Below are 20353 nucleotides of genomic sequence, written 5' to 3' on the forward strand. Positions count from 1 at the left end.
TGATTATTTGGCGTTAGAACGGTAAGTCTCAATCAGTTCGATAAAGTGATCGAACAGCGGCGCGGCATCGTGCGGGCCTGGGCTGGCTTCCGGGTGCCCCTGGAAGCTGAATGCCGCCTTGTCGGTGCGGTGAATGCCCTGCACCGTGTGGTCGAACAGCGATTTGTGCGTGACGCGCAGGTTCGCCGGCAGGTTGTTTTCATCGACGGCGAAGCCGTGGTTCTGCGCGGTGATCATCACGGTGTTGTTGTCCAGATCCTTCACCGGGTGGTTGCCGCCGTGGTGACCGAGCTTCATTTTCATGGTTTTCGCCCCGCTGGCCAGCGCCAGCAGCTGGTGGCCCAGGCAGATGCCGAACACCGGGATGTCGGTTTCCAGGAACTGTTTGATGGCGGCGATGGCGTAGTCGCACGGCTCCGGGTCGCCCGGGCCGTTGGACAGGAAGATGCCGTCCGGATTCATTTTCAGCACCTCCTCGGCCGGGGTCTGCGCCGGCACCACGGTCAGGCGGCAGCCGCGATCCACCAGCATACGCAGGATGTTGCGCTTGGCGCCGTAGTCGTAAGCCACCACGTGGAACGGCAGCTCCGCGGCGGTTTTGGCTTCGGGCAGGTCGCCTTCAAGCGTCCAGCTGCCTTGCTGCCAGCTGTAAGCCTCTTGGGTGGTGACCTCTTTCGCCAGATCCATGCCCTTCAACCCCGGGAAACCTTGCGCCTTGGCCAGGGCCAGCGCGGCGTCCGGCGAGTCGGCGGCGATGATGCAGCCGTTCTGGGCGCCCTTCTCGCGCAGCAGGCGGGTTAATTTACGGGTATCGATATCGGCGATCGCCACGATGTTGTGACGCTTGAGGTAGTCGGACAGGCTTTCTTCGTTGCGGTAGTTGCTGGCGATCAGCGGGAGGTCACGAATGACGAGGCCTTGGGCGTGTACTGCGGAGGATTCTTCGTCGGAAGCATTGGTGCCGACATTGCCGATATGAGGATAAGTAAGAGTAACGATCTGGCGGGAATAGGAAGGATCAGTGAGGATTTCTTGATAACCGGTCATCGACGTATTGAAGACCACTTCCCCCACTGCCGTTCCCTCTGCCCCGATGGCCCGACCGTGGAATTGGGTTCCGTCTTCCAGAACCAATAGCGCTGACTTTATCAAAACATCCTCCGAGGAATAATCAATCACAATATTTGCATATTAATTCAGATATCGCGATCTAAATCAATGCAAAAACCGTCCGCGAGGCCAATTTTTGGCAAATTGGGCGCATTTTAATGATGAGTGCCCGGCTTGTCTACCCAAACTGCCGTTTTTTGTTTTATTTTTGCAGTTCTCGGCGCTCATGCGGCTTGAGCGTCGATAAAAACACAGAAAACCGGGGCTGGAAAACGGTTGCGAAGCTGAATGACGGAAAATGGCGCCAGAATGGGCTCAAAAAGACGCTGAAATGGGATCTGGTGGATGAAAACGGGGTGATTAGCGAGATAAGAACCGATAAATAACAATCACGACAACAAAATAACACCAACACTTCATTTTTCGTGTTAAAAAAAAGGACAATAAATTTATTGTCCGATTATCATAGCATTATGATCAATACAACCACATCACGATGGTATGCAAATCAATTATAATTGGTCCAAATTCAACACGTCGCGCATATCAAACAGACCTTTATCACGGTTATGCAACCAGGAAGCCGCGCGCACCGCGCCGCTGGCAAAAGTCATACGGCTGGAGGCTTTATGGGTGATTTCCACCCGTTCACCGATGTCGGCGAACATCGCGGTGTGCTCGCCGACGATGTCGCCGGCGCGAATGGTGGCAAAGCCGATGCTTTTCGGATCGCGCTCGCCGGTATGGCCTTCGCGCGCATAGACCGCGCAGCTTTTCAGATCGCGCCCCAGCGCGCCGGCGATCGCTTCGCCCATGGCCAACGCCGTGCCCGACGGCGCATCCACTTTGTGGCGGTGGTGCGCCTCAACGATTTCGATATCGGTATAGTCGCCCATCACCTGCGCGGCCTTCTCCAGCAGTTTCAGCACCAGGTTGACGCCGACGCTAAAGTTGGCGGCGAACACGATGCCGATATGCTGCGCCGCATCGCGGATCGCCTGCTTGCCGGCGTCATCGAAGCCGGTAGTGCCAATCACCATCGCCTTGTGGTGCGCCACGCAAAAATCCAGGTAGCCCCGGGTGCTTTCCGGGCGGGTGAAGTCGATCAAAATATCGAACTCGTTCGCCACCTTCTCCAGACTGTCGCTCACCTTGACGCCCAGCGCGCCAATGCCCGCCAGCTCACCGGCGTCGACGCCGATCAGGCTGGAACCCGGGCGCGACAGCGCCGCCCCCAATACCACGCCTTCCGCCTGCTGCACCGCCTGGATCAACTGACGGCCCATCCGGCCGCCGGCGCCCGCAATCGCAATGCGGATTTGTGTATCACTCATGCTTGCTCTCTTCTTGATTTGACGCCTATCCCATTAGGCTATCGATTCAGGGTAACCGCCCCGCTTCAGCGTCGCCAGAGGATTCATTTCATAATTAGAAAATTATGATATTCCCCCGCTTTCATCAGCGGCGCTGTCGTGAGATTAACATTCAACCGATTTGGCGGCCTGCGACGATTGTACATAATCATGCAGTTTCCATGGCAAAAAAATGCGGAAAAAAGGCGCCGAAAACGGCGCCTGTGGAAGGGAGAACGGCGAGGTCAGGCGGTAATGGCGGCCACTTCGTTGGCGATCGCCGTCAGCGCGTCGTGGCGGGCATAGTCCTCACGCACCAGCGCCGCACGTTGCCGATAGATCGGCTGCTGTAGAATGCGCGTCGCCGCCGCCAGGATCTGTTCGGCGCTCGGCGTGCTGGTGTGCAGGCTGATGCCGCAGCCGGCGGCCACCACACGCGCGGCCGCCTCCAGCTTGTCCTCGCCGGTGCCGGCGACGATCAGCGGCACGCCGCTGTCCAGCGCATAGCTGATCGAACCGTAACCGCCGTTGGTGATCAGCAGCGCCGTCTCCGGCAGCCAGCGTTCGAAGGAGATAAACTCCCGCACTCTGGCATTGCCCGGCAGCGCGTCCATCAGCCCTTCCGTCGCCCGTCCGCCGGTGGTGGCCAGCACTCGCACCGGCAAATGCGCCAGCGCTTGCAGCGTCGGCACGATCAGCTGATGCAGATCGACATTGGCCAGCGTGCCCTGTGTCACAATCACCAGCGGCCGACGATCGTCCGCCTCCCACAGCGTCTCTTCCGCCGCCGGCTGGCCGCCGCTGCGCAGCGGGCCGACGAATCGCACGCCGCTCGGCAGATCGTCACGCTCATATTCCAGCGCCGTGGTAGCCAGCTGCAGGAAACGCTCGCAGCCGCCGATCAGCGCGTCGGTGAACGGGCGATCCAGCGCCCGACCGCCCGCCTGCAGCAGCGCCGCATCGAAGCTCTGCTGCACGTCATCGATCAGCACGCGCGTTTCTTCATCCACCAACTGCTCACGGGTCAACGCCTGCGGCAGCAGCGCCGGCGGGATACGCGGGCCATAAAAAATAGCGTCGCGCGAAGAATACGACAGCGGCGTAACGCCGATACCGAAGACCGGCGGCCGCGCGGCGGACTGCAGCAGCGGCAGCACGCCGTAGAAGCAGTTCTCCACCATCAGCAGATCGGTCTTTTCGGCGGCGATGGTCGCACGCAGCTGCCGATCCAGCAACGGGATCGGCGCGGCGAAGAAATCCTTCAGCGCCAGCGCCATCTGCGCATTGCCCGGCGGCAGCGCGGCGCGCTCGGGGAAGTGCTCTTCCAGGTGGCGGTAATCGAAATCCACCTGCGCGTCGAACGGCACGAAGCTCGCGCCCGCCACCTCGGCGCGTTCGCGAAACAGCGCGCCGGTCATCACCCGCACCTGATGCCCTTGGGCAATCAGGTGGCGAGCGATGGCTAACATCGGGTAGACGTGCCCCGGAGTGGCGACTGCCGCCATCAGTATCCTTGCCATAATGCTCCTTTACGCTTCTGCGTTGGCCGGCTTCAGCGCCAGATTGGCGCACACTGGGTTGCTCTGAATATGCACGCGCTGCAAATGACGCGCGGAACGGGCGGTAAAGCCCTCACGGCCGTGCAGCAGCGAGAAGTTGTCCGCCACCACCACGTCGCCCTGCTGCCACTGATGGGCATAATAGTGACGCGGATCGTACAGGTGCTGCTGCAGAGTGTGGTGGAACTGTTCCTGCTGGTGTTCCGGCACGCCGTGGTATTCCAGCGCATGTTGATTGAGGAATTTTTTTCCTTCCGTCGGCGGTTCATTGTAGCGCATGATTAAGCCCCTGCCGTTCGGGTGCTGCACCACCAGCGGCGAACAGACTTCGCCGCCGTAATGCACCACCTGCTTGATGCGGTAGGTGATCGAGACCGACAGCCACTGATCCAGCAGCGCTTCGTCCGCATTGGCCAACAGCCGCGTGGTGTCGACGAAGGTGGTGCATCCGCCTTCGTCCGGCGACGGCGCCGCCACGCAGTGGAACAGCTGGAACTCGGGGATGGTCGGCTTATACATGCCATCCCAGTGCAGCGGGACGTAGCTGCTGTCGAAGATATGATCCTTGGCGTCCGGATGCTCCTTCACGTCCAGCACCGCGCCGAACGGCCACATCATGATCTCGCCCCACTGCTCAGCGTAGCGAGTCAGAACTTCCGCCTCGCTGAAACCCGAGTCGAATCCGCGCAGCACCAGCAAGTGGTGTTCCTGCGCCAGCGCCCGCAGCGCCGCCACCGGCAGCTCGCCGATCTTTTGCCCCGGATGCTGCGGCGTCAGGATCGCGCCAAACGGGGTATTCGGTTGAATATGGCAATTAAGCGGTTGGTTGTTCATCGGTGATTCTCCTTGCATCGAATGTGCTGCTCACACGGCAACGTGCCGTCAAAAACGCGCCCGCCAGGATTTCGGGCGCAAAAGCCCGCCACGGCCTCAGGCCATCTGCGGTTGTTCGATCAGGTAATGGCTCGGCGTGCCGCGGATCTCCACCAGTTCGCCGTCCAGGCTCTGCGCGTCTTTACGCTTCATCAGCACGAACTGGCCGTTCACGTTGGCCGCCACGCCGTGCCACGGCGTCAGCCAGTCGTCTTTGGTCGGCATCATGTGGATGCCCATTTTCAGGCTGTCGGCCGGTTGCGGGTGAATCGACAGGCGGATCGCCGCCGGGAAATGCTGCGCCAGCAGGTTGCCCCAGGCCCAGCTGCGCTGGATCACGCCGCAGGCACGTTGTTTGGCGTCTTTCTGCAGCGCGGCGTTGGAACCGCTGTAGCCCGGCAGCTGGCTGTCTTCATACAGGAAGCGCGTGATGGCGCGGTACAGCAAGAGGCCCTGTTCGTCCTGCATCAGCTGTTGCTTGATCGCCTCTTCCGATTCGGCATAGCCCTCCACCAACAGCCGGCGCAGCAGATCGTAATCATCGGTATGTTCCGCCAGGCCTTTGACGTCGCCGAGGTTGAACACGCTCAGGTGCGTCGCGCCCACTTCATGCAGCAGGCTTTCAATCTCACGCTGATAGTGGTTGATCGCTTCATCGCTGACGCGGATCAGATCGCCGAACACGTGGCCGTCGGAGCAGATAACGATATGCGCCCCCGGCGGGTAATAGAGTTGAATGCGCTGGCACAGCGAGTTGAGGAAGATCAGCGACAGCCGCTCCGCCATGTCCGGCACCGCGCCGATCACCTTGTTGGTGTTGGGCGACTTGGTGGGAAAGGCCGGCAGCACGAATTCGATACGTTGCTCGTTTTCAATGAATGCCCGAATGCGCGGCAATTGCACCTGAGTGACCCGCCGTTCTTCTTCAGCAATCGAGGTATCGTCGCCGGGGAAGCGGCGGCGGTATTGCAATAATTCACGTAGGATTTTTAACGATATTTCTTCTTTCTGAGCGCTGTCCACAATGAGCTCCTGTTGCGATGTGGCGCGGGTGCATTATTGATAAGCGCAATAAGATTTATCAAAAAGAGAAAAAACTCTGCGAAATAATAATCAGCCCGGCGTTTATGTGCTTCAGGCAATATAGAAGAGATAGTGCTATATTATTAGCCCGTATAATTCACAATCTTGGTTAAGTTGTGCTTAACAAACTATGAGCAATATTTTAAAACGCATGGCCATTTTCTCAAAAGTGGTCGATTGCGGCGCATTCAGCATGGCGGCAAAAGAATTGGGCATGACGACTTCCGCCGTCAGCCAGCATATTCGCCAGTTGGAGGAACATCTGGGCATTCAATTACTGCTGCGATCGACGCGTTCATTGAGTCTGACCGAAGCCGGATTGTGCTTTTATGAAGATTGCCTGCTGATGATCCACGCCGCCGAACGTGGCCAACAACGGATCGCCGCGCTGCGCGGCGAACTGGTCGGTGAGCTGCGCGTCGCCACCTCCACCGAATTCGCCACTCACTATCTGGTGCCGGCGCTGCAAAGTTTTCTCGACGAACATCCCCGTCTCACGCTGCGGCTGGAAATTCACGATGAGAAGATAGATCTCATCACGCAGCGCATCGATCTGGCGATACGCGGCGGCGTGCTGGCCGACTCCAGCTACGTTTCCACGCGGCTGGCGCGCTGCCGCGAAGTGCTGTGCGCCTCGCCGGCCTACCTGGCGCATCACGGCGTGCCGGATTCGCCACAGGCGCTGACGCACCACCAATGGGTCACCTTTACGCCGCTCGGCAACCCGCAGTTTGTCCGCCTGATCCATCGCAACGGCGGTGAACACCGCATGCGTATGACCGGGCGCTTGTTCACCAACAGCGGTATGGCGATGAAGGAGTTGGCGCTGACCGGCAAGGGTATCATTCGCAATTTCTTCGCCAACGTTGAACGTGAATTGCGCAGCGGCGAGCTGATTGAAATATTGCCCGATTGGCGGTTACCGGAAATTAATTGCTATGCCATTATGCCGCGCAGGGAGATCCAGCCATTAAAAGTCAGACGATTGCTTGAACATATGAAACTCTATTTGCAGGAGAAGGGATTAAGCCCCGTAGAACATATTCGGCAGGAATAAAATAAGAAACATCTGCAACATCTATTATTGTAATTATTGTAATCACCTTGCCAACACCGGGCCCCATTTAGATTGCAGCCTAATGATATTTTTATTAATGACTTTTCGCCAGCCTATATAATTAATCACATCGACGTTATTTCAAATACTCAGAATAAATTTGACTTTAGTTAGCAGAAAATTTGAATATGCATGGAATATTATTTTTTTACGCGGCGCGCTTTCCAAAAAAAACGGGAAGCCTAAGCTCCCCGTTGTCATCCGCCGGCGCATGTCAGTCGATCTGACGAACGTCCACGCGCAGCTCTTTAGGCACTTCAAACACGATGTTCTCTTCACGCCCGCTGATTTCATGCACGTCCAGGCCACCCAGCGCTTTCAGGCGAGAGATCACCTCCTGCACCAGCACGTCCGGTGCCGAGGCGCCGGCGGTAACGCCGATATTGCGCGCTTCGCTCAGCCAGCTTTCCTGAATATCCGCCGCCGAGTCGATCAGATAAGCCGGTTTGCCGACGCGCTGCGCCAGTTCCGCCAGACGGTTGGAGTTGGAGGAGTTCTTCGACCCCACCACCAGCACCACGTCCGCATCGCCGGCCAGGTTGCGCACCGCTTCCTGACGGTTGGTGGTGGCGTAGCAGATATCATCCTTACGTGGCCCGATAATTTTCGGGAAACGCTGACGCAAGGCGTCGATCACGTCCGAGGTATCATCCACCGACAGCGTGGTCTGCGTCATGAAGCACAGGTTGTTTTCGTCTTTCACCTGCAGCTTCCACACGTCTTCCGGCGATTCGACCAGGTACATGCCACCCTGCGGGTTGCTGTACTGGCCCATGGTGCCTTCCACCTCCGGGTGCCCGGCGTGGCCGATCAGGATCGCTTCGGTGCCGCGGCGGCTGGCGCGCGCTACTTCCATATGCACCTTGGTCACCAGCGGGCAAGTGGCGTCGAACAGCATGGTCAGATCGCGCGCCTTGGCTTCGGCGCGCACCGCCTGAGAAACGCCGTGCGCCGAGAAGATCAGGATAGAGCCGTCCGGCACTTCCGCGATCTCTTCGATAAACACCGCGCCGCGCTCACGCAGGCTGTCGACCACGTAGCGGTTGTGCACCACTTCATGCCGCACGTAGATCGGCGCGCCATACAGCTCCAGCGCGCGTTCCACGATGCTGATCGCACGATCAACCCCGGCGCAGAAGCCGCGCGGGTTAGCCAGCAATATTTGCATGCATCTCCTCCTGCTGCGGATCGATCTCCAGCACTTCGATATCGAAGGTCACCGGATGGCCCGCCAGCGGATGGTTGAAATCGACGGTGATCGAATCTTCCGCCACCGCGCGCACCACGCCCGGCATTTCACTGCCGTCGATGGCGGTAAACAGCATGATGGTGCCCACGTCCGGCACGCCGGTTTCCGCGAAGTCGCGGCGCGAGAAGAACTGGACCAGATCCGGGTTCTCCGCGCCGAACGCCGCTTCCGGCTGCAGGGTAAAGGCGCATTTGTCGCCCGCGCGCAGGCCAAGCAGCTGCGCTTCCAGCGGTGCCGACAGGCTGCCGTCACCCAGGCGGAACAGCGCCGGCTTGCCGCTGCTGCGGGTGGATTCGGCGGTCGAACCGTCTTCCAGTTTCAGCGTAAAGTGAACCAGCACCGCGCTGTCACTGATAACCTGAGCCGTCATATTACTCACCTTTACTCTTTGCGCTTTTGTTCGCCGGCGACAGGAAACCTTCCAGCACGATCATCGCCGCGCCCACGCAGATAAAGCTGTCCGCCAGATTGAAGGTCGGGTAGTGCCAGTCACCGACGTAGAAGTCGATGAAATCGACCACGAAACCGTGCCACAGGCGGTCGAACAGATTGCCCAGCGCCCCGCCGATGATAAAGGCGTAGGCGATGTTGTTCAGCTTCTGCTGCGCCGCACTGCGGTACATCATCACCAGCAGCACCGCAACGATGGCGATGGCGATGCCGGCGAAGAACCAGCGCTGCCAGCCGCCGTGATCGGCGAGGAAGCTGAACGCGGCGCCGTAGTTGCGCGCGTAAAACAGGTTGAACGACGGGATCAACGGCTGGGACTGCCCCAGCGTAAAGTTAGCGAGGATCCACTGCTTGCTGCCGAAATCCAGCGCCAGCACCGCCACCACAACCCACAGCCAACGCAGGCCGGTCGAACAAATTGATTTACTCATCAGGCGCGAGTTCTCAGGCAAAGTTACGCTTCTCGCCGTCACCGGCGACGTTGCTTACACAGCGGCCGCAGATGTCTGCATGCTCCGCCACCAGGCCGATATCGGTGGTGTAATGCCAGCAGCGCGGGCACTTCTCACCCGGTGCCGTGCTGAAGGCGATCTTCAGCCCTTTCAGCAGCTCGGAAGCCTGCGCGTCGGCCGGCGCCTCCGCCAATGGCGCCACGCTCGCCGCAGAGGTCAGCAGCACGAAGCGCAGCTCATCCTGCAGGCTGTTCAGGCGCGCCGCCAGCTCGCTGTCGGCATACAGCGTCACCGCCGCTTCCAGCGAACCGCCGAGGCGTTTGTCGGCACGCGCCTGCTCCAGCACCTTGTTCACTTCGCCGCGCACTTTCAGCAGCTCGGCCCAGAAAGCGTCGTTCATCGGCTCGCCTTCCGCCAGCCCGAACAGGCCGTCGTACCACTCTTCGGTGAACACGTACTGCGCGCGTTTGCCCGGCATGAAGCCCCAGATTTCGTCCGCAGTGAACGACATGATCGGCGCCATCCAGCGCACCAGCGCTTCCACGATGTGATACAGCGCGGTCTGGCAGCTGCGGCGGGCGACGCTGTCGCTCTTCGCGGTGTACTGACGATCCTTGATGATATCCAGGTAGAAGGAGCCCATCTCGACCGAGCAGAACTGCATCAGACGCTGCACCACTTCATGGAAATCGTAGTTGGCGTAAGCCTGCTCGATATCCTGCTGCGCCGCCAGCGCACGGCCGACCGCCCAGCGATCCAGCACCACCATGTCTTCCGGCGCCACGCAATCGGTGCTCGGCTCGAACCCGTTCAGGTTGGCCAGCAGGAAACGCGCGGTGTTGCGGATGCGGCGATAAGAGTCGGCGGAACGCTTGAGGATCTCGTCGGACACCGCAATCTCGCCGGTGTAATCGGTCGACGCCACCCACAGACGCAGAATGTCGCCGCCCAGCTTGTTCATCACGTCCTGCGGGCTGACGGTGTTGCCGATCGACTTGGACATCTTGCGGCCCTGGCCGTCGACGGTGAAGCCGTGAGTCAGCACTTCTTTATAAGGCGCCTTGCCTTTCATCGCGGTGGAGATCATCAGCGATGACATGAACCAGCCGCGGTGTTGGTCGGAGCCTTCCAGATACATGTCGGCGCTGTGGCCGTGGAACTCAGGACGCACGTCGACCACCGAAGCGTGGGTGGAACCGGAGTCGAACCACACGTCCAGCGTATCCGGCACTTTCACGTAGTCGGCGGCGTCCGCGCCGAGGATGTCGGCGGCGTCCAGATCCCACCAGGCCTGAATGCCGTCTTGCTCGACGCGCTTGGCCACTTCTTCCATCAGCTCAACGCTGCGCGGGTGCAGCTGCTCGGTTTCTTTATGCACGAACAGCGACATCGGCACGCCCCAGGTGCGCTGACGCGAGATGCACCAGTCCGGGCGGTTGGCCACCATCATTTCGATGCGCGCCTGGCCCCAATCCGGGATCCACTGCACGCCTTTGATCTCTTCCAGCGACTGCTGGCGCAGGCCTTTCTGATCCATGCTGATGAACCATTGCGGCGTGGCGCGGAAGATGATCGGCGTCTTGTGGCGCCAGCAGCACGGGTAGCTGTGCAGGAACTTCTCGACGTGCAGCAGCGCACCTTTCTCACGCAGCAGGTCGACGATCAGATCGTTGGCCTTGAAGACGAACTTGCCGTCCAGCAGCGGATGGGTACCGGTCAGGTAGCAGCCGTTCGGCCCTACCGGGTTGGCGATCTCCAGACCGTATTTTTGGCTGATGACGAAGTCATCCGGACCGTGGCCACCTGCGGTATGCACCGCACCGGTACCGGCGTCCAGCGTCACGTGCTCGCCCATAATGGCCGGCACGTCGAAGCCCATAAACGGGTGTTTGAAGCGCAGCAGCTCCAGATCGGCGCCTTTGCAGCTGCCCAGCACCGTCCATTCGGTGATGCCGGCGCGTTTCATCACGCTTTCCACCAGCTCGGCCGCCAGGATCAGGCACTGGCCGTCAACCTGCACCAGCTGATAGGTGAAGTCCGGGTGCAGCGAGATCGCGCGGTTGGCCGGCAGGGTCCACGGGGTGGTGGTCCAGATAACCAGGGAGATGGCGCCGCTGAAGTTGCTCACGCCGAACTTGGCCGCCACGGCAGCCGCGTCGGCCGCATGGAAAGTCACGTCGATCGACGGCGAAGTCTTGTCGTAATACTCCACTTCCGCTTCCGCCAGCGACGATCCGCAGTCGGTGCACCAGTGAACCGGCTTGGCGCCTTTCAGCAGGTGGCCGTTGCTGATGATCTTGCCCAGCGCGCGGATGATGTTGGCTTCGGTTTTGAAGTCCATGGTCAGGTATGGGCGATCCCAGTCGCCCAGTACGCCCAGGCGGATGAAGTCCTTTTTCTGGCCTTCAACCTGCTCGGCCGCGTACTCGCGGCACTTCTGGCGGAACTCGGCCGCCGTCAGCTTCTCGCCCGGTTTGCCGTACAGCTGTTCAACCTTCAGTTCGATCGGCAGGCCGTGGCAGTCCCAACCCGGCACATAAGGCGAGTCGAAGCCGGCCATCCCTTTCGACTTGATGATAATGTCTTTGAGAATCTTGTTAACCGAGTGACCAATGTGAATGCTGCCGTTCGCATACGGAGGGCCGTCATGCAAAATGAAGGTTTTTTTGCCCTTTTTGGCAGTACGAATAATCCCGTACAGATCCTGTTCATACCAACGTTGCAGCATGCCAGGTTCGCGCTTGGCGAGATCGCCGCGCATCGGGAACCCTGTTTCCGGCAAGTTCAGGGTATTCTTGTAGTCACTCATTAGATTCTCGGTTCCGTTTTCGGCTATAGAGATTAAACCGGTGTCTGTAGCCCGAAGAACTTCCGGGCCGTCACCACATCATTGGCGATTTGCTGCTTCAGGGCATCGAGCGAAGCAAACCGCTGTTCATTGCGCAATTTTGCGCGGAGCACCACCTCAATATGGCGCCCGTAAAGATCCATTGTGACATCCAGCAGATGCACTTCCAGCTGCTGGCGCACGCCGGCGACGGTCGGGCGCGTACCGATATTGGCCACGCCCGGCAGCGGCTGCGGCCCCAGGCCGTACACTTCCACCGCATACACCCCTTTCACCGGCGCCACCAGGCGCTTGAGCGGCAGGTTGGCGGTCGGGAAGCCGATGGTGCGGCCCAGCTCGTCGCCATGCACCACGCGCCCGGAGATGCTGTACGGGTGACCCAGCAGGGTCTCCGCCAGCGGCAGATCGTCCTCACTCAGCGCGGTGCGGATCGCGGTGCTGCTGATGCGCCGATCGCCTTCGCGGAAGGTCGGGGTGCTGACCACCTCGAAGCCGTACTCTTTTCCGGCCTGCTGCAATAGCGGAAAATCGCCCTGGCGCCCGGCGCCAAAGCGAAAATCATCCCCCACCATCAGGAATTTGACGCCCAGTTTTTCCACCAGCAGCTCGGCGACGAACGCCTGCGCGGTGTTGGCGGCAAAACGCGGATCGAACTTGACGCAGAGCAGGTAGTCGACGCCCGCCTGCGCCAGGTAGTTGGCCTTGTCGCGCAGGCGCGTCAAGCGGGCCGGCGCCTTGTCTGCGGCGAACATCTCCAGCGGCTGCGGCTCAAAGATCATGACCATCACCGGCAGCCCGAGGCGTTGCCCTTGTTGCTTCAACTGCTCCAGCAACGCCTGATGACCGCGATGCACGCCGTCAAAGTTGCCGATGGTGAGCACGCAACCATGGTGGCGCGCCCGGATATTGTGAATGCCGCGAATTAGCTCCATAGCTGGCTCAAAACAGTGGAAATCGGCGGATTATACCTTGTACAGCCGGTAAGGTTAACCCGCGATTGGTGCCTTTATGTAATAGACACACCATACCGGAGATAATCTGCGCGTGAAACGGCTTCGCCGCAGTTTATCCGGCGCCGCCGGGCCGATTCTCGACCGCAGCCAACGGCTTGCGCCCGCCGCGGCAAAACATTGGCGAATTTTCTCGCGAAACACTGTATTCCCAAGAGCGAAGCTGGTAAAATCCTGCGCCATCACAACGTAGCGAGTGCCGCCTGTACAAACGGCGCTTATTTGCACAAATCCATTGACAAACGAAGGCTAAAAGGGCATATTCCTCGGCCTTTGAATTGTCCTCAATAGAATATATTTGGGAGTTGGACCTTGGCTAATATCAAATCAGCTAAGAAACGCGCCGTACAGTCTGAGAAACGCCGCAAGCATAACGCAAGCCGTCGCTCAATGGTGCGTACCTTCATCAAGAAGGTAGACGCAGCTATCGCAGCTGGCGACAAAGAAGCAGCACAAAATGCATTCCTGGTAATGCAGCCACTGGTGGACCGTCAGGCAGCTAAAGGCCTGATCCACAAAAACAAAGCAGCGCGTCATAAGTCAAACCTGACTGCACGCATCAACGCAATGCAATAAGCATTTCGTTATCTGCTTGATAAAAAAACCGGCTCAGGCCGGTTTTTTTACGTCCTGCGTTCAGTGAACCGCTAGCAGGAAAACAGCGCAGAAAAATCTTTGTTGCACACGCGCTGCACCGCCGGATGCTGGATCATGCGCTCGGCGAAGATGATGTAATACTCCTCCTGCACGCTGTCGATGCGCCCAATCTCCACCACGTTGTCATCGTTGTAGGTATCCTGCGCATACAGCGTCGGCGCCACGAAAATCGCATTGTGATACATGCCGAAGGCCTTCATCAGCGCCGCATCGTCGAACTCGCCCAGGATCTCCACCTGAATGCCCTGCGTATTGAACCAGTTGAGCAGCTTGCGCCCCAGCATCGAGCGGCGGCCGGGGATCAGCAGTTTGCGCTGCTCCAGACAAGCCGGGAACGGCAGCTCCGGCGCCGGCTGGCGGCAGAAGAAGCTGATGCCGCACTCGCCCAGCTTCAGCGAGAACAGCCCTTCCTGCTGGCTGGAGTCCACCGGACAATCCGACAGGATCATATCCAGCTTGTGCTGGCTGAGCTGCTCCAGCAGCATCTCGTGCGTCGATTCAAAGCAACGCAGGTGGATCTGTTCGTTGTCCACCACCACCGCCGTTTCCAATACCTGGCTGACCAGGCGCTTCGACAGCGCATCGGCCACGCCGACGTCGAACAGCAGATTCGACTCTTTGCGGTAGTTGACGATATCCAGCATTTCCTGGCTGAGCATAAACATCTTGTCGGCATAACGAAACACCAGTTGCCCCAGCTCCGAAGGCACCAACCCGCGCCCCTGGCGTTTGAACAGCTTGCCGTCCAACCGCTCTTCCAGCGCCTTGATCTGGCCGGTGATGGTCTGCGGCGTCAGAAACAACGCTTCGGCGGCACCGACCACGGAACCGGCCTTGCAGACCTGCCAGAAATAGTAAAGGTGATTAAAGTTGATATGCGACATCCTCACGAGCGGCTCTCCTTAACAACGTTTCGCAGCGGCAAACGGTGTGCCGTGACGAGCGACAAACTTCCTTTCCCTGCTTCAGACAACGTATAGCCCCATTAGTCCCAACGAACAACGGCCGAAGCTGCACATATTTTATACCGTGCAGCTCCGACCAGCCATTTTATTATGTGCCCTTACCGGGCACATTCAGGATTAACGTACGCGCGGCAACGCCAGACGCAGCAATCCATACCCTACCACCGCCGCAGCGGTGGAGCCCAACAAGATCCCCAGGCGGGAATAGGTGCTGAGCGCCGCATCCGCATCGCCGAACGCCAGCGAGGCGATAAAAATCGACATGGTGAAACCAATGCCGCAGAGCACCGAAACGGCAAACACCTGTTTGAAGCCGATGCCTTCAGGCAAACGGGCGATGCCCATTTTCACCGCCAGCAGGCTGAAGAGGAAAATCCCCAGCGGCTTACCGATAAACAGGCCGGCCGCAATCCCAACCGGCAGCAGCGACGTCAATCCTTCCAGCGATACGCCCTGCAAAGAAACCCCGGCGTTGGCGAAAGCGAACAGCGGCAGGATCATAAACGCAACCCAGGGGTGCAGCTCATGTTCCAGCGTTTCCGACGGCGACGGCCCCTTCTTCACGTTCAGCGGGATCATAAAGCCGACGATCACCCCGGCCAGCGTCGCATGCACCCCGGACTTGAGGATCGCTACCCACAACACCAGGCCGACCATCATATACAGCGAGGTTTTACCCACGCCACGCCAGTTCATTACCGCCAATAGCACCGTCGCCGCCGCCGCCACGCCCAGCGCCACCATCGACACTTCGTGGGTGTAGAACAGCGCGATGATGATAATCACGCCCAGGTCATCGATGATCGCCAACGCCAGCAGGAACACTTTCAGGCTGGTCGGCACCCGGTTGCCCAGCAGCGCCATTACGCCCAGCGCGAAGGCGATATCAGTCGCGGCCGGGATCGCCCAGCCCTGACGGGTGACTTCATCCGCGCCGTTGAACAACAGGTAAATCAGCGCCGGCGCCAGCATGCCCCCCAGCGCGGCGATCGCCGGAAACACCGCCTTGTCGCGCCCGGACAGCGAGCCTTGCATCAACTCGCGCTTGACCTCCAGCCCCACCACCAGGAAGAAGATGGCCATCAGGCCATCGTTGATCCACAGCAGCAGCGGCTTGGCGATCTCCAGCGAAGCAATCTTCACCATCACCGGCAGGTTAAGGAATGCCTGATAGATCCCCTGCGCCGGGGTGTTGGCCATGATCAGGGCGACGATTGCCGCCGCGATCAGAATGATGCCGCCCGCAGCTTCCTGACGTAAAAATTGACGAATGATATTGGTCACAGTACGTCTCTCCAAATCTGTGCAGGGCGTAGCGCCCTGCAAACCACAGTCATGAAGTGAGTATAGAGGGCGTTTTAGTTCGAAAAAATAAGTTTATAAATGCTAAATAGCTCGATAAAACCGATCAAAAGCACGAATAAGTCACATTATTTATAGGGGATTAGGGGCGTGGCGTGCAAATAAAAACCCCGGGACAAACGCCCGGGGTTAGAACATAAACCAACAGAAACAGAAGGTTAGCGAGTCAGATCGTCAAAGAACTTTTTCACCCCGTCGAAGAAGCTCTTCGAACGCGGGCTGTTCTTGTCGCCAGACGGGCCACCCAGGCTCTCTTCCAGCTCACGCAGCAGCTGCTTCTGCTTGTCGTTCAGATTGACCGGGGTTTCCACCACCACGCGGCACAGCAGGTCGCCCTGACTGCCGCCACGCACCGATTTCACACCCTTGCCGCGCATGCGGAACAGCTTGCCGGTTTGGGTCTCCGAAGGCACCTTCAGTTTCACCCGGCCGTCCAGCGTCGGCACTTCAATCTCGCCGCCCAGCGCCGCCATGGCGAAGTTGATCGGCACTTCACAGTACAGGTTATTGCCTTCACGCTCGAAGATCGGGTGCGCCTTCACCTGCACCTGAACGTACAGATCGCCCGCCGGTGCGCCGTGCTCGCCGGCTTCGCCTTCACCCGCCAGGCGGATGCGGTCGCCGGTATCGACGCCGGCCGGAATTTTCACCGACAGCGTTTTGGATTTCTCTACCCGGCCGTGGCCGTGGCACTTGTTGCACGGATCTTTGATGATCTGACCGCGGCCATGGCAGTGCGGACACGCCTGCTGCACGGTGAAGAAGCCCTGGCGCATCTGCACCTGGCCCTGGCCGTGACAGGTTGGGCAGGTCACCGGCGAGCTGCCCGGCTTGGCGCCGCTGCCGTGGCAGACGTCGCACTCTTCCAGCGTCGGGATGCGGATCTCTTTGGTGACGCCACGTACCGCTTCCTCGAGGGTCAGCTCCATGTTATAGCGCAGATCGGAACCGCGGCTGGCGCGCTGACGGCGGCCTCCGCCGAAGATGTCGCCAAACACGTCGCCAAAGATATCGCTGAAGTCGGCACCGCCGCCAAAGCCGCCGCCGCCCATGCCGCCCTGTTCAAAGGCCGCGTGCCCATACTGGTCGTAGGCCGCGCGTTTCTGGTCGTCGGTCAGGACTTCGTAAGCTTCTTTAACTTCTTTAAACTTGATTTCGGCGTCTTGTTCCTGGTTGCGGTCAGGATGGTATTTCATCGCCAGGCGTTTGTACGCCTTTTTGATCTCACGTTCATCCGCCGTCTTGCTGACGCCGAGAATCTCGTAATAGTCTTTCTTCGCCATTCTTTTGCTTACCCTTAACATGCGTGCACGGGCGCAGAGTTGCCTCGACGCCCGTGCTGGTTTCCGGGAACGGCACCTCGGCCGCCCCGTGCCCGCTTAAGGGCGATTATTTTTTGTCTTTAACTTCTTCGAACTCAGCGTCAACCACGTCGTCGTCTTTCTGCGCCGCGTTGTCCGCGCCGGCGTCAGCACCCTGCTGAGCCTGCTGCGCCTGAGCCATTTCCAGCAATTTGCCGGAAACCTGCACCAGAGCCTGAGTCTTCGCTTCGATCTCGGCTTTGTCTTCGCCTTTCACCGCCGCTTCCAGATCTTTCAGCGCCGCTTCGATCGCCGTTTTGTCTTCCGCCGGCAGTTTGTCGCCCGCTTCTTCCAGCTGCTTGCGCGTGCCGTGGATCAGGTGATCCGCCTGGTTACGCGTCTGCACCAGCTCTTCGAACTTGCGGTCGGCTTCAGCGTTCAGCTCGGCGTCGCGCACCATTTTCTGGATTTCGTCTTCGTTCAGGCCAGAAGATGCCTTGATGGTGATCTTCTGCTCACGGCCGGTGTTCTTGTCTTTGGCGGACACGTGCAGGATGCCGTCGGCATCGATATCAAAGGTCACTTCGATCTGCGCCATGCCGCGCGGTGCCGCCTGGATGCCGTCCAGGTTGAACTGGCCCAGAGATTTGTTATCGCTGGCGCGCTTACGCTCACCCTGCAGCACATGGATGGTTACCGCAGACTGGTTGTCTTCAGCGGTAGAGAACACCTGGCTGTGCTTGGTCGGGATCGTGGTGTTTTTGGTGATCAGCGGCGTCATCACGCTGCCCATGGTTTCGATACCCAGCGACAGCGGGGTCACGTCCAGCAGCAGAACGTCCTTCACATCACCGGCCAACACGCCGCCCTGTACCGCCGCGCCCACGGCAACCGCTTCGTCCGGGTTCACGTCTTTACGCGGTTCTTTGCCGAAGAAGTCTGCGACTTTCTTCTGCACCATTGGCATACGGGTCTGGCCGCCCACCAGGATCACGTCCTGAATGTCGGAAACCGACAGGCCTGCGTCTTTCAGCGCCACTTTCAGCGGCTCGATAGAGCGCGCAACCAGATCTTCAACCAGCGACTCGAGTTTGGCGCGAGTCACTTTGATGTTCATGTGTTTTGGACCGGTCGCGTCTGCAGTGATATACGGCAGGTTAACGTCGGTCTGCTGAGCGGAAGACAGTTCGATCTTCGCTTTCTCAGCGGCTTCTTTCAGGCGCTGCATCGCCAGCGGATCGTTGCGCAGATCGATACCCTGATCTTTCTTGAACTCTTCCACTAGGTAGTTGATCAGACGGCTGTCGAAGTCTTCGCCACCCAGGTGGGTGTCACCGTTGGTCGCCAACACTTCGAAGGTTTTTTCGCCGTCAACGTCGTCGATTTCGATGATGGAGATATCGAAAGTACCGCCGCCCAGGTCATAAACCGCGATGGTGCGGTTGCCGACTTCTTTGTCCAGGCCGTAGGCCAGGGCCGCAGCGGTCGGTTCGTTGATGATGCGTTTTACTTCCAGACCCGCGATGCGGCCGGCGTCTTTGGTCGCCTGACGCTGGGCGTCGTTGAAGTAAGCCGGTACGGTGATAACCGCTTCAGTTACCGGTTCGCCCAGGTAATCTTCCGCCGTTTTCTTCATTTTTTTCAGCACTTCCGCAGAGATCTGCGGCGGAGCCATTTTCTGGCCTTTCACTTCCAGCCAGGCGTCGCCGTTGTCGGCTTCGACGATTTTGTACGGCATGATCGCTTTGTCGCGCTGCGCTTCTTCATCCTGGAAGCGGCGACCGATCAGGCGCTTGATGGCGAACAGGGTGTTTTCAGGGTTGGTCACTGCCTGACGCTTAGCCGGCTGGCCAACCAGAGTTTCACCGTCCTGGGTATATGCGATAATAGAAGGAGTGGTGCGGTCGCCCTCGGCGTTTTCCAGCACGCGTGCCTTGGCACCATCCATAATTGCTACGCAAGAGTTGGTAGTACCCAGGTCGATACCAATAATTTTGCCCATCTAAACGTCTCCACTAAAAAATTCATAATCAGTCAGGTTGCTAACCTATATGCGGGCGATTTTTTGCTTTTCAACTGCCCGATATCTCAGTGCGGCCCGCGGTTAGCAGCTGCGGTTGCAAATAAGATGGGGCCATCCAATCCGGCATCAAGGGGCAAGGGGAAAAAAATTTCTTTTTTTTATCGTCATTCAGATCATTGTTTCCGGCTGCGGGGATCATTATGATGCGCGCGCTCTGATGGAAAACTTCGATTTTTTGGCCATTCAGACCATTTATTATTTTACTTCGCTGTTTCCGTTAATTTTCTGTTATCGCAGAGGACTTATGCACACCAACAAGTTGGCGAATCCCGGCCCTCTCGGCCTGATGGGCTTCGGGATGACCACCGTCTTGCTGAACCTGCACAACGCGGGCTTTTTCCCACTGAACTCCGCCATCATCAGCATGGGGATTTTCTTCGGTGGCCTGGCCCAGATCCTGGCCGGTCTGCTGGAATACAAGAAGGGCAACACCTTCGGCATGACCGCTTTCACCGCCTACGGCAGCTTCTGGCTGAGCCTGGTCGGCCTGCTGCTGCTGCCGCGTCTGGGCCTGGCTGAGGCCACCGAGGCGCACGTGCTGGGCATCTACCTGGCGCTATGGGGCGTCTTCACCCTGTTCATGTTCTTCGGCACCTTGGGCGCCAACCGCGTACTGCAGTTCGTGTTCGCCAGCCTGACGCTGCTGTTCGCCCTGCTGGCCGTCGGCAACATCACCGGCAACCACGCGCTGCTGACCTTCGCCGGCTATGAAGGCATCATCTGCGGCGCCAGCGCCATTTACCTGGCGATGGCCGAAGTGCTCAACGAGCAATACGGCCGCACCGTGCTGCCGATTGGCGAACCGGCCCCGGCACGCGTCGCGACCTCACCGGTCACCGCATAATCGCCCTTCCCTGACGAAAAAGCCCTGCATTGCAGGGC

The 20353-nt window shown here is 59.0% G+C and carries 17 protein-coding genes; 3 read left to right on the top strand and 14 right to left on the bottom strand.

Features of this window, described 5'->3' with window-relative positions; translation table 11 throughout:
- Positions 1 to 3 precede the first annotated feature (3 nt).
- The 5 genes from carA to pvcA all read right to left on the bottom strand — a co-directional run bounded on the left by carA (position 4) and on the right by pvcA (position 5917).
- Positions 4 to 1152: a glutamine-hydrolyzing carbamoyl-phosphate synthase small subunit gene (gene carA / locus ACJ8HB_RS10525; protein WP_072021635.1), complete on the bottom strand. Its 1149-nt coding sequence runs from the start codon at positions 1150 to 1152 to the stop codon at positions 4 to 6.
- Positions 1153 to 1622: 470 nt separating this feature from the next.
- Complete coding sequence (dapB, locus tag ACJ8HB_RS10530) at positions 1623 to 2444, bottom strand: 4-hydroxy-tetrahydrodipicolinate reductase (protein WP_033649157.1); 822 nt, start codon at positions 2442 to 2444, stop codon at positions 1623 to 1625.
- Between the two features lie 263 nt (positions 2445 to 2707).
- Positions 2708 to 3967, bottom strand: coding sequence for a glycosyltransferase (locus ACJ8HB_RS10535; protein ID WP_047569361.1), 1260 nt, complete (start codon positions 3965 to 3967; stop codon positions 2708 to 2710).
- A 24-nt stretch (positions 3968 to 3991) separates the two neighbouring features.
- Positions 3992 to 4855, bottom strand: coding sequence for a TauD/TfdA dioxygenase family protein (locus tag ACJ8HB_RS10540; protein WP_033649154.1), 864 nt, complete (start codon positions 4853 to 4855; stop codon positions 3992 to 3994).
- A 96-nt stretch (positions 4856 to 4951) separates the two neighbouring features.
- The gene (pvcA, locus tag ACJ8HB_RS10545; protein WP_033637062.1) at positions 4952 to 5917 is read right to left on the bottom strand and encodes an L-tyrosine isonitrile synthase; all 966 of its coding nucleotides are present in this window, start codon (positions 5915 to 5917) and stop codon (positions 4952 to 4954) included.
- A 211-nt stretch (positions 5918 to 6128) separates the two neighbouring features.
- Here pvcA and ACJ8HB_RS10550 point away from each other — a divergent pair, with 211 nt between their 5' ends.
- Positions 6129 to 7034, top strand: coding sequence for a LysR family transcriptional regulator (locus ACJ8HB_RS10550; RefSeq protein WP_223182365.1), 906 nt, complete (start codon positions 6129 to 6131; stop codon positions 7032 to 7034).
- Between the two features lie 274 nt (positions 7035 to 7308).
- Here ACJ8HB_RS10550 and ispH read toward each other — a convergent pair whose 3' ends face one another.
- Genes ispH through ribF form a run of 5 tightly spaced genes read right to left on the bottom strand, consistent with a single transcriptional unit; the run spans position 7309 to position 13025 of the window.
- The gene (gene ispH / locus ACJ8HB_RS10555) at positions 7309 to 8262 is read right to left on the bottom strand and encodes a 4-hydroxy-3-methylbut-2-enyl diphosphate reductase (RefSeq protein ID WP_033637058.1); all 954 of its coding nucleotides are present in this window, start codon (positions 8260 to 8262) and stop codon (positions 7309 to 7311) included.
- Positions 8243 to 8713, bottom strand: coding sequence for an FKBP-type peptidyl-prolyl cis-trans isomerase (gene fkpB, locus ACJ8HB_RS10560; RefSeq protein ID WP_033637057.1), 471 nt, complete (start codon positions 8711 to 8713; stop codon positions 8243 to 8245). The genes ispH and fkpB overlap by 20 nt, the downstream gene beginning before the upstream one ends.
- 1 nt (position 8714) lies before the next feature.
- Complete coding sequence (lspA, locus tag ACJ8HB_RS10565) at positions 8715 to 9224, bottom strand: signal peptidase II (protein ID WP_041033196.1); 510 nt, start codon at positions 9222 to 9224, stop codon at positions 8715 to 8717.
- 13 nt (positions 9225 to 9237) lie between these two features.
- Positions 9238 to 12054 carry an isoleucine--tRNA ligase gene (gene ileS / locus ACJ8HB_RS10570; RefSeq protein ID WP_033649149.1) on the bottom strand — a complete coding sequence of 939 codons (2817 nt, stop codon included), beginning with the start codon at positions 12052 to 12054 and terminating at the stop codon, positions 9238 to 9240.
- 32 nt (positions 12055 to 12086) lie between these two features.
- Positions 12087 to 13025, bottom strand: a complete 939-nt coding sequence (gene ribF / locus ACJ8HB_RS10575) for a bifunctional riboflavin kinase/FAD synthetase (RefSeq protein ID WP_033649147.1) — start codon at positions 13023 to 13025, stop codon at positions 12087 to 12089.
- Between the two features lie 390 nt (positions 13026 to 13415).
- On the opposite strand from ribF, the gene rpsT reads away from it, so the two are divergent.
- The gene (gene rpsT / locus ACJ8HB_RS10580) at positions 13416 to 13679 is read left to right on the top strand and encodes a 30S ribosomal protein S20 (protein WP_004932960.1); all 264 of its coding nucleotides are present in this window, start codon (positions 13416 to 13418) and stop codon (positions 13677 to 13679) included.
- Between the two features lie 71 nt (positions 13680 to 13750).
- Here rpsT and nhaR read toward each other — a convergent pair whose 3' ends face one another.
- The 4 genes from nhaR to dnaK form a co-directional block, all read right to left on the bottom strand.
- Positions 13751 to 14650 carry a transcriptional activator NhaR gene (nhaR, locus tag ACJ8HB_RS10585; RefSeq protein WP_004932962.1) on the bottom strand — a complete coding sequence of 300 codons (900 nt, stop codon included), beginning with the start codon at positions 14648 to 14650 and terminating at the stop codon, positions 13751 to 13753.
- Positions 14651 to 14842: 192 nt separating this feature from the next.
- On the bottom strand, positions 14843 to 16009 hold the full coding sequence (nhaA, locus tag ACJ8HB_RS10590) for a Na+/H+ antiporter NhaA (RefSeq protein ID WP_033649145.1): 1167 nt from the start codon (positions 16007 to 16009) through the stop codon (positions 14843 to 14845).
- Positions 16010 to 16245: 236 nt separating this feature from the next.
- On the bottom strand, positions 16246 to 17370 hold the full coding sequence (gene dnaJ / locus ACJ8HB_RS10595) for a molecular chaperone DnaJ (protein ID WP_033637051.1): 1125 nt from the start codon (positions 17368 to 17370) through the stop codon (positions 16246 to 16248).
- Between the two features lie 106 nt (positions 17371 to 17476).
- Positions 17477 to 19390 carry a molecular chaperone DnaK gene (dnaK, locus tag ACJ8HB_RS10600; protein ID WP_004932972.1) on the bottom strand — a complete coding sequence of 638 codons (1914 nt, stop codon included), beginning with the start codon at positions 19388 to 19390 and terminating at the stop codon, positions 17477 to 17479.
- Positions 19391 to 19715: 325 nt separating this feature from the next.
- On the opposite strand from dnaK, the gene satP reads away from it, so the two are divergent.
- Positions 19716 to 20315, top strand: a complete 600-nt coding sequence (gene satP / locus ACJ8HB_RS10605) for an acetate uptake transporter (protein WP_033649275.1) — start codon at positions 19716 to 19718, stop codon at positions 20313 to 20315.
- Positions 20316 to 20353 lie beyond the last annotated feature (38 nt).

Origin of the sequence: Serratia sp. CY27727, from assembly GCF_052169275.1 — a bacterium.
Classification (GTDB): Bacteria; Pseudomonadota; Gammaproteobacteria; order Enterobacterales; family Enterobacteriaceae; genus Serratia; species Serratia sarumanii.

Bases quoted from the DNA above. Each gene is read 5' to 3' on its own strand.
- dapB (WP_033649157.1), bottom strand. From the start codon at position 2,444: ATGAGTGATACACAAATCCGCATTGCGATTGCGGGCGCCGGCGGCCGG.
- ACJ8HB_RS10535 (WP_047569361.1), bottom strand. From the start codon at position 3,967: ATGGCGGCAGTCGCCACTCCGGGGCACGTCTACCCGATGTTAGCCATC.
- ACJ8HB_RS10540 (WP_033649154.1), bottom strand. From the start codon at position 4,855: ATGAACAACCAACCGCTTAATTGCCATATTCAACCGAATACCCCGTTT.
- ACJ8HB_RS10550 (WP_223182365.1), top strand. From the start codon at position 6,129: ATGGCCATTTTCTCAAAAGTGGTCGATTGCGGCGCATTCAGCATGGCG.
- ispH (WP_033637058.1), bottom strand. From the start codon at position 8,262: ATGCAAATATTGCTGGCTAACCCGCGCGGCTTCTGCGCCGGGGTTGAT.
- fkpB (WP_033637057.1), bottom strand. From the start codon at position 8,713: ATGACGGCTCAGGTTATCAGTGACAGCGCGGTGCTGGTTCACTTTACG.
- lspA (WP_041033196.1), bottom strand. From the start codon at position 9,224: ATGAGTAAATCAATTTGTTCGACCGGCCTGCGTTGGCTGTGGGTTGTG.
- ileS (WP_033649149.1), bottom strand. From the start codon at position 12,054: ATGAGTGACTACAAGAATACCCTGAACTTGCCGGAAACAGGGTTCCCG.
- ribF (WP_033649147.1), bottom strand. From the start codon at position 13,025: ATGGAGCTAATTCGCGGCATTCACAATATCCGGGCGCGCCACCATGGT.
- dnaJ (WP_033637051.1), bottom strand. From the start codon at position 17,370: ATGGCGAAGAAAGACTATTACGAGATTCTCGGCGTCAGCAAGACGGCG.
- dnaK (WP_004932972.1), bottom strand. From the start codon at position 19,390: ATGGGCAAAATTATTGGTATCGACCTGGGTACTACCAACTCTTGCGTA.
- satP (WP_033649275.1), top strand. From the start codon at position 19,716: ATGCACACCAACAAGTTGGCGAATCCCGGCCCTCTCGGCCTGATGGGC.